This window comes from uncultured Streptomyces sp., from assembly GCF_947488945.1.
In the GTDB taxonomy this organism is placed as follows: Bacteria; Actinomycetota; Actinomycetes; order Streptomycetales; family Streptomycetaceae; genus Streptomyces.
Genome location: NZ_CANLBS010000002.1, coordinates 436,374 through 449,345, shown reverse-complemented (window position 1 = coordinate 449,345; position 12,972 = coordinate 436,374). Strand labels below are relative to the sequence as shown.

Sequence of the window (12,972 nt, the reverse complement as noted above, 5' to 3'; positions counted from 1 at the left end):
CTTTGTACTTTCCACCAGACGGAATATTCCGCAGCGAAACAAACCGATAGGATCCGCCCCATGCGCCGTTCCAAAATCGTCTGCACCCTCGGTCCCGCCGTCGACTCCCACGAGCAGTTGGTCGCTCTGATCGAGGCCGGCATGAGCGTGGCCCGGTTCAACTTCAGCCACGGAACCCACGAGGAGCACCAGGGCCGGTACGACCGGGTCCGTAAGGCGGCCGCCGAGACCGGCCGCGCCGTCGGCGTCCTCGCCGACCTCCAGGGCCCGAAGATCCGTCTGGCGAAGTTCGCCGAGGGCCCCGTCGAACTGGTCCGCGGGGACGAGTTCACCATCACCTCCGAGGACGTCCCCGGCGACAAGTCGATCTGCGGCACGACCTACAAGGGTCTGCCCGGCGACGTCGCCAAGGGCGACCCGATCCTCATCAACGACGGCAACGTCGAGCTGAAGGTCGTGTCGGTCGACGGCCCCCGGGTCAAGACCATCGTCATCGAGGGCGGTGTCATCTCCGACCACAAGGGCATCAACCTGCCCGGTGCGGCGGTCAACGTGCCCGCCCTGTCGGAGAAGGACGTCGAGGACCTCCGGTTCGCCCTGCGGATGGGCTGCGACCTGGTGGCGCTCTCCTTCGTGCGCGACGCCGACGACGTCAAGGACGTGCACAAGGTGATGGACGAGGAGGGCCGCCGGGTCCCCGTCATCGCCAAGGTGGAGAAGCCGCAGGCCGTCGAGCACATGGAGGGCGTCGTCATGGCGTTCGACGGTGTGATGGTGGCGCGCGGCGACCTCGCCGTCGAGTACCCGCTGGAGAAGGTCCCGATGGTGCAGAAGCGCCTGGTGGAGCTGTGCCGGCGCAACGCCAAGCCGGTGATCGTGGCGACCCAGATGATGGAGTCGATGATCACCAACTCCCGGCCGACCCGCGCCGAGGCGTCCGACGTCGCCAACGCGATCCTGGACGGCGCGGACGCGGTCATGCTCTCCGCCGAGTCCTCGGTCGGCGCGTACCCGATCGAGACGGTCAAGACCATGTCGAAGATCGTCGTCGCGGCCGAGGAGGAACTGCTCGCCAAGGGCCTCCAGCCGCTCGTCCCGGGCAAGAAGCCGCGTACCCAGGGCGGTGCGGTCGCCCGCGCCGCCGCCGAGATCGCCGACTTCCTCGACGGCAAGGCGCTGGTCGCTTTCACCCAGTCCGGCGACACCGCCCGCCGGCTGTCCCGCTACCGCGCCGCGCAGCCGGTGCTGGCGTTCACCACCGAAGAGGCCACCCGCAACCAGCTCGCGCTGAGCTGGGGCGTCGAGGCCCACGTCGTCCCGCACGTGGACAACACCGACGCGATGGTCGACATGGTCGACGGCGAGCTGACCAAGCTCGGCCGCTACAACGCCGGCGACACCGTCATCATCACCGCCGGCTCGCCCCCCGGCGTCCCCGGCACCACCAACATGGTCCGGGTCCACCACGTCGGCGGCAACGCCTGACGCACCCGCACCGCCCGCACGACGGCCGCGGGCCGCGCCCCTCTCCGGTGAGGACCGGGGGCGCGGCCCGCGGCCGTTTCGCGTGGACGGGCGGCGCGGGGCGCCGAGGGCGCGGGTTCACGGTCGGCCGCTGTCGGCCTCGGGACGCGGCACCGGGCCCCGGCTTTGAGGGTCGGTAGCCAACTCCATGCCTACGGCGGCGAGGAGCTGACCCCCGAGGTGCGAGCCGTGGTGGCGGAGTTCGCTCGGCCTCTGGGGCCGGACGTCACGGACGCACTGGCCGGGTGCGTCCGCGCCGGCACACCCGACCTCGCCCTCCGGTTGCTGCTCCGCGCCTTGGTGGGGACGTTCTCCGCGCCGCCTTCGGAGCGTACGTACCTCACCGAGGAGCAGTACGCGAGGCTGGACGGGCTCGGACAGGCCTTCCGTTACGGGGAGCTCGCCGTCACCGAGGTGGAGCACATGGAGGAGCGGCATAACCGCTGCACCGCACACGACGATGGCCCGCACCCCCTCGCAGGGGTGCGGGCCATCGTCGTGTGCGGCTCCCGGACGGGTCCGGATCACCGGTCAGCTTGCGCCTTCGGTGAAGTAGTTGTGCAGTCCGGGGACCTTGAGCGTGCCGCCGAACTGGCCGGCCTGGACGACCCGTACGTCGGTGAAGATCGCGAGCGGGACGTTCAGCGGCGGAGGGGACTCCGGGCTGAAGGTGACCGGGATGATGCCGAAGAGGTTGCCCTTCAGCTCCTCCGTGTACATGGTCACCGTGCCGTTGCGGATGGTCGAGGTGGACCCCGCCTTGGCCTGGACGTGGCCCGTGGTGCCGTTCGGGCCGGTCGTGAGCTGGTGCAGGTCCTTGATGTCGACGCCGCCGGCGGTGAACTTCAGGACCTTCTTGGTCTTGCCGCCGTACGTCTTCACCTCGACGATGCCGGCGTAGTCCAGCCCGGTCAGCGTCAGCGCGGAGGACTCCAGGATCCACGGGTCGTCCGGCAGCAGCGGCAGGTCCGGCTCCAGCTCCGCGGCGGCCAGCGCCTCGGGGTCCGGGGTCGGGCACGGGAACGCCGGCTTGGCGCCGTCGGGGATGTCCTCGTCCGCCTTGGGGTCGAGCCCCTTGACGTCCTCGTCCAGCTCCTCGACGTCCTGCCCCGCCTCGGCGGCCGCCTTGCGGATGGCCTCGGCGGTCTTGTCCGAGGCGTCCTCGGCCGCGTCCTTCGCGTCCTTGGTCTCCTTCACCGCGTCGGACTCCGATGCCGCGACGGGCTTCTCCGTCGTGGCGCCGTCCGCGTCCGCGTCCCCGTCCGGGTCCGTGTCCGTGGGCTTCTCGTCGTCCTCCGTGGCCGGGGCCCCGGTGGTGGCGCTCGGGGAGGGCGTCGGGGTGGCGGTCTTGCCGCCGAGCCCGTCGAAGAACTCCTTGAGCGCGTCGCCGACGCCCAGCGGGTCGAGCGGGTTGACCGACTTCGTCGCGGAGGGCGACGGGGTGGCTTCCGGCTGGTCCGCCGCCGACTTCGGCTGCGCGGCGTCGGCGGCCTCGTCGGCCGCCGCGTCGTCGGCAGCCTTGTCGTCCGCCGCCGTGTCCTCGGTGTCCGCGCCGTCCGCCGTCGTGGAGCTGGCGGAGGGCTTCGGGGTCGCGGTGGCGTCGTCGGCCGGCTTGTCCTCGTCGGCGCCGCTCGTGGCGGAGGCCGAGGGGGACGGGGAGGCGCTCGCGCTCGGCTCGGCCGACTCGCTGGGCTCGTCCGACCGGGTCACGCAGGGGCCGGGCGCGAAGGGGAAGTCCGACGCGTCGTCGGCCATCGCCAGCTTCGGCGTCAGCCCCATGCCCACGAAGACCGCCGTCGGCATCGCCGCGAGGGCGATCGCTTTCCGGCCCGCGGGCAGGTGCAGCTTCGTCAGCAGGGACTTCCTGGGGGCCGCGTGGCGCGGGCCGCGCACCCGGGCGAAGTCTCCCGTCAGCGCGTTCGTCAGTTCGTCGTCACCCGGCACGGTGCCCCCCGCCCTCGGTCTTCTCCGCCGCCGCCCCGAACGGCGCGGACGGCTCGTAGGAGGCGGTCTGCCGGGGGACGGCGGAACCGTGGAACTCGTCCGCGGGGAAGTCGTCGCCGCGGAACTGGCTTCCGTAGGCGGCCGGTTCGGTGGCCGCGGGCTCCGCCGCCGGGGCGGACTCGGCCTTCGGGTCGCCCGGGGCCCAGGAGACGGAGAGTGCGCCGCCGAGCAAAGAGAAGAGGAAGCCGACCACGAAGCCGCCGATGTTGGCGACGGGTATGGATATGAGGGCGAGCAGGATCGCCGCGACGCCGGCGAAGACACGGACGATGTGGTGGAACCACATCGTGAGGCCCAGCGTGATCAGCAGCACGCCGATGATCAGCGACCCGGCGCCGGCGGTGGTGGACATCGCCAGGGTGACATTGCCCAGGTGCATGTTGGCGTAAGGGAAGTAGGCGATGGGTACACCGCCCACCATGGTGAACAGGCCCGCCCAGAAAGGCCTGTTACCCCGCCAGGTGCGGAATCCCCGCCGGAAGACGGTGAGGTAGTGCTCGTTCTGCCCTGTGGACTCGGGGCTCATGGAAAACAGCTCCCTGGAACCGGTACCGCTGTGAGAGAAGAGAGGGGGGTGCCGGAGGGTCCGCCCCTGCGGGCGCCCCGGTCACCGGACGGGCGACCGGAACCCGGACGGGCCCCGGTCACCCTGCGGGTGCTTAGTAGCACTCCTTGGTCTTGGCCTCGTCGCCGCCGTACAGGCGCAGCTTGAGGTTGCTGAGCTTGAAGGTGCCGGCGGTGGTCGCCCACGCCTTCTGCTCGACGCCCTTCAGGTGCGCCTCTTCGGCCCGCTGGGAGAAGCCGTTGGGGTTGGCCTGGGTGTTCGGCTGGATGCCGATCGAGTTGGGCCGGTCCGCCTTCTTCAGCGAACCCGCGGCGACGCCGATGTCGATGTTCTTGAACTCGGCGTCCGCGTCGAGCTCGGCGACGTCCAGGTAGAGGTTGGTGGCCTCGACCGGCTTGCCGGACTTGGTGCCCGCTTCCAGGCGGAGCGTCACGGTGCCGAGGCCGAACGGCAGCCCCGGGGTGACGACCGACTGGCACATGTTGGTGATGGTGGCCTTGCTGAAGCCGGAGACGGCGACCGCGTGACCGGTCTTGCCGTCACTGCCCGCGGCGACGGACCCGTACTGGACGAAGTCCTCACCGTCGAGCGTGCCGGCCCGCACCTTGAAGTCCTGGCCGGAGACGCTGAACGACGCGGCGAGCGCACCCTGCGCGAGACCGACACCCACCGCCGCGGTCGCGACGACGCTCGGCACCATGACCAGAGCGAAGCGCTTCCATCTGGTCCCACCGCGAACCTGGGAAATCATATGTTTTCCTCCTTCTCGGACGTACATCTCCGGCCGGGCTCGTGCCCGTCCTGGGATGGGAGAAGTGCTACGTCCTCGGGAAGGAGAGCGCCCGCCCCGGAGGCTTGTTCGGCATCCGGTGCACCGGCGATCACCCCCGAGCGACAACCACTGGCCGCACGTGTGCGCGGCTGTTCGGACAGGCCCTGCCGGTCAGCAGGAACCCCCCTGTCCGCGGCCGGCGCCCACTGCCGCCGGCCCGCCCGGTGGGGACCCAACAAACCCCTCTGCACGACCGGCTGTCGGGCTGGCGGGTATTGGACCGAGCGTGGCCGATCGTGGTGCATTCGGGGCCGTGGCACAAGGGGGTTCGTTACTGGCTAGTAACGGCTCGATGTCCGTGTCACGACGGGGCGGCACCGGGCAGCCACACACTGTGGCGCGAACCGGACACCCAAACAGGCATGGATCACGGCGCAATCGGACAAATGGCCGAGCGCGGTTTACTGCCAGTAACAGCCCGTCGATCTGTCAAGATTTGGTAAAGACAGGGCCCGGAGACAGCCGGATTGTCGCTCGGGCGCCAAAACGGCCGCGGCGTCCGCCTGGACACCCGGCCGTCTTGTCACCTCACGACAACGTGTCAGAAGAGCACGCGCGCCAGCGCCGTGCGGGCCGCGCCGACCCTCGGGTCCTCCGGGCCGATGACCTCGAACAGCTCCAGCAGCCGCACCCGGGCGGCGTCGCGGTCGTCGCCGAAGGTGCGGCGGACGGTCTCCACCAGCCGTCCGAAGGCGTCCTCCACGTGGCCGCCGACCAGATCGAGGTCGGCGGCGTCGATCTGGGCCGCCACGTCCGCCGGGTTCTCCGCGGCGTTCTTGCGGACCTCGTTCGGGTCCATCTTCTGTACGCGGCCGAGGAGTTCGGCCTGCGCCAGGCCGAGCTTGGCCTCCGGGTTGGCCGGGTCGTCGACCAGGACGTTCTGGTACGCCCGCGTCGCGCCGGCGAAGTCGTTGGCGTCGAGCGCGCGGGCCGCGGCCTCCAGCAGCGCGTCGTACGGACCGACGGGCGCCTCGACGGGTCCGCCCGCCTGCGCGTCGGGGTCGACGACGATGCCGGTCAGGCCGAAGCGCTCCTCGCCGACCTGGATGAGCTGGTCCAGCGTCTCGCGGATCTGGGCCTCCGGGGCCGCGCCCTGGAAGAGCGGAAGGGCCTGGCCGGCGACGACGGCGAAGACCGCCGGGATGCCCTGGATGCCGAACTGCTGCATCAGCATCTGGTTGGCGTCCACATCGACCTTGGCGAGCAGGAAGCGGCCGTTGTACTCCACGGCCAGCCGCTCCAGGAGCGGGCCGAGCTGCTTGCACGGCTCGCACCACTCGGCCCAGAAGTCGATGACGACGGGCACTTCGGCCGAGCGCTGGAGGACGTCGCGCTCGAAGCCGGCTTCGTCGACGTCGATCACCAGGGCGGAGGGGGCGACGGCGGCGCTGCCGCCGGTGCGGGCGGCCTCGGCTCGGGCCTGCTCCGCCTTGGCCTTGGCCTCGCCGGCCGCCTTCACCGCGGCGAGGTCGACGACGCCGCTCATGGACATGTTCCTAGGCTGCATGCGTACATCCTCCCCCCTGCGCGCACCAATCCGGAAAGCGGTGGGTGAACCGCGTCTTCCCGCAGCCCCGGCCGGTGTGCGGGGCGGGCGGACGGACACGGCCGGGGGGCCCTGAAAACCCCCTCGTACGGCCCCGGATCCCCACCCGGCGCCGCGGTTTCGGCCCCGGATCCCCATCCGGCGCCCCTGCGTGGCTGTCGCTCGTTCGTGGCTGCGGGAGGGAGTCACCCTCCTTTCGCTACGGGTCGTAGCGTAACTGCCCGGACCCCCGGTCGAACAGGAGGCATCGGTGATCTCTCTCACGGATCCCTGACCGGTCCGTCTTTACCTACTCACCGGTAAGGTCGCTCCATGCTGAGCCACGGCGACCCCTCGACCGCCCGCCCCGGGCGCCCCCGCGACACCGGGGCCGACGCCGCGATCCTGGAGGCGACCAGGGAGTCCCTGGTCGACCTCGGCTGGTCGAAGCTGACCATGGGGGACGTGGCGGCCCGCGCCGGAGTGGCCAAGACGACGCTCTACCGTCGCTGGGCGGGCAAGAACGAACTCGTGGTGGACGCGGTCGCGGTGCTCTTCGACGAACTGGAACTCCCCGACCTCGGCAGCCTGGCCGCCGACGTGCAGGGCGTGGTCCTCCAGTTCGCCGCCCTGCTGGAGCGCCCCGAGACCAGCACCGCGCTGATGGCGGTGGTCGCCGAGTCCACCCGCGACGAGGCGCTGCGGGCCCGCATCCGGGACTCGATCGTGGACCGGCAGAAGCATCTGGTGCTGATGGGCCGCAGGCGGGCGCTGGAGCGGGGCGAGCTGCCGCCGGAGCCGGACCTGCGGGCGGCGGCGCGGACGGTGGACCTGATCTTCGACGTGATCGCCGGGGCGGTGGTGCACCGGACGCTGGTCAGCGCGGAGCCCGTCGACGAGGAGTGGGCGCTGCGCTTCACCCGGCTGCTGCTCCAGGGGCTGGGCGCGGCCGCCGGCGACTGAACGCCGGCGGCCGGGGCCCCGCGCCGGCTCAGAACCCCGGCGGCTCCGTGTAGACGCCCCACTCGTCGCGCAGCACCCCGCAGATCTCGCCGAGGGTCGCCTCGGCGCGTACCGCGTCCAGCATCGGGGCGATCATGTTGGAGCCGTCCCGCGCGGCGGCCAGCATCGCGTCCAGCGCGGCGCGCACCGCGGCGTCGTCGCGGGCCGCGCGGCGGGCGCCGAGGGCGCGCACCTGTTCGCGCTCGACTTCGTGGCTGACCCGCAGGATCTCCAGGTCGCCGGTGACGGACCCGTGGTGGACGTTGACGCCGACGACCCGCTTGTCGCCCTTCTCCACCGACCGCTGGTACTGGAAGGCGGATTCGGCGATCTCGCCGGTGAACCAGCCGTCCTCGATGCCGCGCAGGATGCCGGAGGTGATCGGCCCGACGGGGTGCTGCCCGTCCGGGTGGGCGCGGGCGCCGCGCTCGCGGATCTGCTCGAAGATCTTCTCGGCGTCGGCCTCGATGCGGTCGGTGAGCTGCTCGACGTACCAGGAACCGCCGAGCGGGTCGGCGACGTTGGCGACGCCGGTCTCCTCCATCAGCACCTGCTGGGTGCGCAGCGCGATCTCGGCGGCCTGCTCGGAGGGGAGCGCCAGGGTCTCGTCGAGGGCGTTGGTGTGCAGGGAGTTGGTGCCGCCGAGGATCGCGGACAGCGCCTCCACGGCGGTGCGCACCACGTTGTTGTACGGCTGCTGGGCGGTGAGCGAGACACCGGCGGTCTGGGTGTGGAAGCGCAGCCACTGGGCCTTGTCGCTGGTCGCGCCGTACGTCTCCTTCATCCAGCGGGCCCAGATCCGGCGGGCGGCGCGGAATTTGGCGATCTCCTCGAAGAAGTCGAGGTGCGCGTCGAAGAAGAAGGAGAGACCGGGAGCGAAGGTGTCGACGTCCAGCCCGCGGGAGAGCCCGAGCTCGACGTATCCGAAGCCGTCGGCCAGCGTGTACGCCAGCTCCTGCGCGGCCGTGGAGCCGGCCTCGCGGATGTGGTAGCCGGAGACGGAGAGCGGCTTGTAGGCGGGGATGGCGGCGGCGCAGTGCTCCATCAGGTCGCCGATCAGGCGCAGGTGGGGCTCGGGCTGGAAGAGCCACTCCTTCTGCGCGATGTACTCCTTGAAGATGTCGGTCTGGAGGGTGCCGTTGAGCACCGCCGGGTCGACGCCCTGCCGTTCGGCGGCGACCAGGTACATGCAGAAGACGGGGACGGCGGGGCCGCTGATCGTCATCGAGGTGGTGACGTCGCCGAGCGGGATGCCGGCGAAGAGCACCTCCATGTCGGCGGCGGAGTCGACGGCGACCCCGCAGTGGCCGACCTCGCCGAGCGAGCGGGGGTCGTCGGAGTCGCGGCCCATCAGGGTCGGCATGTCGAAGGCGACGCTGAGTCCGCCGCCGCCGGCCGCCAGGATCATCTTGTAGCGCTCGTTGGTCTGCTCGGCGTTGCCGAAGCCGGCGAACTGCCGGATGGTCCAGGTGCGGCCGCGGTAGCCGGTGGCGTGCAGTCCGCGGGTGAAGGGGTACTCGCCCGGCCAGCCGATGCGCTCGAATCCCTCGTACGTGTCACCCGGGCGCGGCCCGTAGACGGGGTCCACCGGGTCGCCGGAGAGTGTGGTGAAGTCCGCGTCGCGCTTGCGGGCCTGGTCGTAACGGGCCTGCCAGCGGAGGCGGCCTTCCTCGATCGCGTCAGCGTCCATACCGACGAATTTACTAGGACGTCCTAGTATCTGTCGACGGCAAACCGCCCGGCGCGCGGGGTGTTCCCCGTCACCGGGCGGTCAGGATGTGCCGGAGAGCGCGGTCAGGCCTTCGCCGTCACCGGGGAGGCGTCGGCCACCAGCGGCTCGACCTCCCGGACGACCTTGCGCTCGACGAAGAACGCGGCGGTCGGGATGGTGCCCGAGATCAGCACCCAGAGCAGCTTGCCAACCGGCCACTTGGCCTTGGAGCCGAGGTCGAAGGCGAAGATCAGGTACACGATGTAGAGCACGCCGTGGATCTGCGAGACGACGAGGGTCAAGCCCTCACCCTTGTCGAATCCGTACTTGAAGACCATGCAGAGGCAGAGGATCAACAACATGACGGCGGTGACGTATGCCATCACCCGATAGCGGGTCAGCACGCTGCGTTTCATGACAGCGAGCCTAACCGCACGCCGGGGCCGATCTTGCAGCGGGCCGGGGCCGCCACCCGGCGTCGCGGAGCGGTCCCGGACCGTGCTCCCCGGGCGCCTCCGGAGGCCGTGGCCGACCGGTCTCAGGCCTCTTCGAAGTCCTGCGCGGCGACCCGCAGGGGCCGCAGCAGCGCGAAGATCTCCGCGCACTCCTCGGCGTCGTACACCCCGAGGCCGAAGTCCATCGCCATCAGGTCCTCGGTGGCCGCGTCGACCACCTCGCGGCCCTTTTCGGTGATGGAGGCGAGCGTCCCGCGTCCGTCGTTCGGGTTGGGCCGCTTGCTGACGAGACCCGACTTCACCAGCCGGTCCACGGTGTTGGTGACCGAGGTCGGGTGCACCATCAGCCGCTCGCCGATCTTGGACATCGGCAGCTCCCCGGCCTGCGAGAAGGTGAGCAGCACCAGCGCCTCGTAGCGGGCGAAGGTCAGCCCGTACGGCTTGACGACCGCGTCGACCTCGGCCAGCAGGATCTGCTGGGCCCGCATGATCGAGGTGATGGCCACCATCGAGGGCACCGGCCCCCAGCGCCGGTGCCAGAGCTCGTCGGCGCGGGCGATGGGATCGAAGGGGAGGCTGAGCGGCTTCGGCACGACCCCGACCTTACCCACTGGTCACTTCCGGCTCCGCACCGTCTCGGAGTTCGGTACCGGACGGGTGTGCGGGCGGGTCCGGGCGGTGACGCGGCGCGGGCCTGTCGGGGGGCGGAGCCGCGGCCCCGGGCGGGCGGGCGGGGGGCCGACGAGGGAGAAGGCGGGGCGGTCCGGCCGCACGAGAGGCACGAAGCGTCGAAACGCGTCGGCAGGTCCGGGTGCTGCCGCATCACGTGCCGGACGTACCGGGTGGTCAGCCGCGTCACGGCGTCCGCTTCCGTCCGTGCGGGTGCCGGCCGATCCCGACGGCCAGATCCGTCGCGTGCGAAGGGTCGTGGGCCGGCCCGTGGGGGTCGGTGGCGTGGCGCCACTGTCGAGACAACGCCGCGCACACGTCGCACCCGGGAGACACCTTGGGCGGACCGGGAGGAAGGCCATCCGTGGCCAGTGTCACCGGGCCCTGCAACTGATGATTCATCGACGCACCTCCGCTGCGGAATCGGTGGCGTCAGCATTCCGCCACGCGGAGCGGTGGGACAGGGACGCGGCGCCCTAGTTCTGCGACGCTATTTCACTACTCCCAGGAACTCGGCCAGCTTGCGCAGTCCCGGCGGACGGGACGGCAGTTCCCACAGATCGCTCACCACGGCGACCGCCAGCGTGTGATGCCGCATCCACGTCGGCGCGACCCGCCGGAGGCTCTCCAACGCCTTCACAGCGCCCTCGGCGTTCCCGACATCCGTGTGCGCGCGGGCGACGTCGAGGAGGAGCCACGTGCGCCACGAAGGGGGCGTGTCCTTCGACAGGCGCATGCCCTTGGCGAGGCGCAGCGCCTCATGCGGCCGCTCGTGCTGTACCGCCAGGCGCACGCGTTCGATGCGGACGGACGACTTGCTGAAGACGGACAGGAGGCGACCGTCACCCTCTGCGGGCGGCATCTTCGCCAGGCGCCCGGCCGCCTTCTCAGCGGCACGCATCATGCCGTCAGCGTCGTCGTACCTGTCCAGCCGCGCGTACGACGTCGCGGCGCTCATGGTCAACCCGCCCCACACGCGTAGCCCCGGTGCATCACTGATCAGCCCGTCCCGCTCCATGGCCCGAGCGGCGTACAGGGCAATGCTCTTGGCATCGTCGAGCCGGTTGGATCTCTGATAAGCCCATGCCAGCGAGTTGCAGATCATCGGAACGAGGAGGGGATCTCCGGAGACTTCCGCAGCAGCCATGGCCCGCTCCAGAGCGGCCAGGGCAAGGTCGAGCTTGCCCAGACGGATGCTCAGATGCCCGGCCAGCTGGAACGCCTTGCCCAGGGCCGCTTGTCCCTCGTGGTGCTCCTGCGAGGCTGTGAGACGGGCGTCCGCCAGGATTCCCGGAAGCAGATTCAGGAGCTGCGGGAACTCTGCCGAGTGGTACAGGGTCCAGGCATCCGCGATCTCGGCGCGCAGGAGTGAGGCCGTGAGCACCTCCGCCGCGTCAGGTTCCTCCGGGGGCGCGAACATGAGCGGGTGAACGGCTCGCCTCACCGCCACCAGCTGCGGTGGGTCGGCTTCCCCGGTCGGGGGAACGCCCGGAGGATCCCCGAGCAGCGTCGTGAGTTCGACGCCCAGCCCGCTCGCCAGTGCGTGCAGGGTGGGCAGACGGGCGGATCCCTTGCGCTTCTGTTCGAGCTTGCGCACGACGTCGACGGAGACGCCTGACTTCTCCGCCAGTTCCTCTTGGGTCAGGTCGGACAGCCGGCGCAGGCGGGAGAGCTTGTCTCCGAGATGCTCGCTCACCCCTTGGACGGTACGCCGCCTGCGGCTGTAGTCGTCAGGGCCCGGAGCGCGCACCTCGACAGGCCCCCGCCGGACGCGGCGGGGGCCTGTCGAGGAGTTCGGGGCCGTGGCCCCGGACGAAGAGTGTCAGCCCGCCAGGTGCCGTTCCACGGTCTCGACCTTGGAGGTCAGACCGTCGGTGACGCCGGGCCGGATGTCGGCCTTCAGCACCAGCGAGACGCGGCCGGCGCGAGCCTCGACGGCGGCGACGGCACGCTTGACGACGTCCATGACCTCGTCCCACTCGCCTTCGATCGAGGTGAACATCGCGTCGGTGCGGTTCGGCAGCCCGGACGCGCGGACGACCCGGACGGCGTCGGCGACGTACTCCCCGACGTCCTCGCCGACGCCGAGCGGGGAGACGGAGAAGGCGACGATCATGCGCTGACCGTCCCCTCGCGGCGGGCGCGGGCGGCGATGACGCCGTCGGCCTCGTACCGCTTGAGGCGCCGGTCGCCGTAGAGCCCGCCGAACGGGATCAGCGAGAGGACGAAGAAGAGGAGGACGCGCGGGAAGGGCCACTTCGCCTTCACCCAGACGTCGAGCAGGATCACGGCGTAGACCACGAAGAGGAAGCCGTGCAGCATGCCCAGCGGCATCATCAGGAAATCGATGTCCGAGACGCGGCTGAGAACCGAGCCGAAGAGGATAAGCGCCGGGAACGAGAGCGCCTCGGGAATCGAGATGAGGCGCAGCCGGTGCAGGGCGGTAGCGGTCTTGATGTCCACAGGGGCACCTTCGGTGGGAGGGGCGTCACGGCTTGTGAACGCGAGCACAAAGCCGGGCACCATTGTGGCACCGGCGGCCGGGTGCTCCGGTGCCGGGGGCCCGGTACCCGAGGCGCGCACGGGGCGGACGGGGCGGCTGGGACGGTCGGACCGGCGGGCGCCGTCACTCTCGCCGGAATCGCTGGCCCGGCCGGGGGCCCAGCGGCTACCGTCGCAGGGTGG

General features: G+C 71.0%; 12 protein-coding genes. 2 read left to right on the top strand and 10 right to left on the bottom strand.

Annotation, left to right across the window (positions count from 1 at the left end):
• The first annotated feature begins 60 nt into the window (after positions 1-60).
• Positions 61-1,485: a pyruvate kinase gene (gene pyk / locus Q0994_RS04150; RefSeq protein WP_299529148.1), complete on the top strand. Its 1,425-nt coding sequence runs from the start codon at positions 61-63 to the stop codon at positions 1,483-1,485.
• A 570-nt stretch (positions 1,486-2,055) separates the two neighbouring features.
• Here pyk and Q0994_RS04145 read toward each other — a convergent pair.
• The 4 genes from Q0994_RS04145 to Q0994_RS04130 form a co-directional block, all read right to left on the bottom strand.
• Positions 2,056-3,468 carry a hypothetical protein gene (locus Q0994_RS04145; RefSeq protein WP_299529146.1) on the bottom strand — a complete coding sequence of 471 codons (1,413 nt, stop codon included), beginning with the start codon at positions 3,466-3,468 and terminating at the stop codon, positions 2,056-2,058.
• Positions 3,458-4,054: a DUF6114 domain-containing protein gene (locus tag Q0994_RS04140; RefSeq protein ID WP_299529144.1), complete on the bottom strand. Its 597-nt coding sequence runs from the start codon at positions 4,052-4,054 to the stop codon at positions 3,458-3,460. Before Q0994_RS04140 ends, Q0994_RS04145 begins: the two co-directional genes overlap by 11 nt.
• A gap of 133 nt (positions 4,055-4,187) precedes the next feature.
• Positions 4,188-4,844, bottom strand: coding sequence for a DUF6230 family protein (locus Q0994_RS04135; protein ID WP_299529142.1), 657 nt, complete (start codon positions 4,842-4,844; stop codon positions 4,188-4,190).
• Between the two features lie 622 nt (positions 4,845-5,466).
• Positions 5,467-6,432: a tetratricopeptide repeat protein gene (locus Q0994_RS04130; protein WP_299529140.1), complete on the bottom strand. Its 966-nt coding sequence runs from the start codon at positions 6,430-6,432 to the stop codon at positions 5,467-5,469.
• Positions 6,433-6,783: 351 nt separating this feature from the next.
• Here Q0994_RS04130 and Q0994_RS04125 point away from each other — a divergent pair, with 351 nt between their 5' ends.
• The gene (locus tag Q0994_RS04125) at positions 6,784-7,413 is read left to right on the top strand and encodes a TetR/AcrR family transcriptional regulator (RefSeq protein ID WP_299529138.1); all 630 of its coding nucleotides are present in this window, start codon (positions 6,784-6,786) and stop codon (positions 7,411-7,413) included.
• Between the two features lie 28 nt (positions 7,414-7,441).
• On the opposite strand, the gene Q0994_RS04120 is transcribed toward Q0994_RS04125, so the two are convergent.
• The 6 genes from Q0994_RS04120 to Q0994_RS04095 all read right to left on the bottom strand — a co-directional run bounded on the left by Q0994_RS04120 (position 7,442) and on the right by Q0994_RS04095 (position 12,750).
• Positions 7,442-9,142 (bottom strand): methylmalonyl-CoA mutase, encoded by a 1,701-nt coding sequence (locus Q0994_RS04120; protein WP_299529136.1) that lies wholly within the window; start codon positions 9,140-9,142, stop codon positions 7,442-7,444.
• A 104-nt stretch (positions 9,143-9,246) separates the two neighbouring features.
• Positions 9,247-9,579 carry a DUF3817 domain-containing protein gene (locus tag Q0994_RS04115; RefSeq protein ID WP_299529134.1) on the bottom strand — a complete coding sequence of 111 codons (333 nt, stop codon included), beginning with the start codon at positions 9,577-9,579 and terminating at the stop codon, positions 9,247-9,249.
• Positions 9,580-9,701: 122 nt separating this feature from the next.
• Positions 9,702-10,211, bottom strand: coding sequence for a MarR family winged helix-turn-helix transcriptional regulator (locus tag Q0994_RS04110; protein ID WP_299529132.1), 510 nt, complete (start codon positions 10,209-10,211; stop codon positions 9,702-9,704).
• 566 nt (positions 10,212-10,777) lie between these two features.
• On the bottom strand, positions 10,778-11,983 hold the full coding sequence (locus Q0994_RS04105) for a helix-turn-helix domain-containing protein (protein WP_299529130.1): 1,206 nt from the start codon (positions 11,981-11,983) through the stop codon (positions 10,778-10,780).
• A gap of 126 nt (positions 11,984-12,109) precedes the next feature.
• A complete protein-coding gene (locus Q0994_RS04100) occupies positions 12,110-12,403 on the bottom strand; it encodes an MTH1187 family thiamine-binding protein (protein WP_299529128.1) in 294 nt (97 codons plus the stop codon).
• Positions 12,400-12,750, bottom strand: coding sequence for a DUF3817 domain-containing protein (locus Q0994_RS04095; RefSeq protein ID WP_299529126.1), 351 nt, complete (start codon positions 12,748-12,750; stop codon positions 12,400-12,402). Before Q0994_RS04095 ends, Q0994_RS04100 begins: the two co-directional genes overlap by 4 nt.
• Between the last annotated feature and the right edge of the window lie 222 nt (positions 12,751-12,972).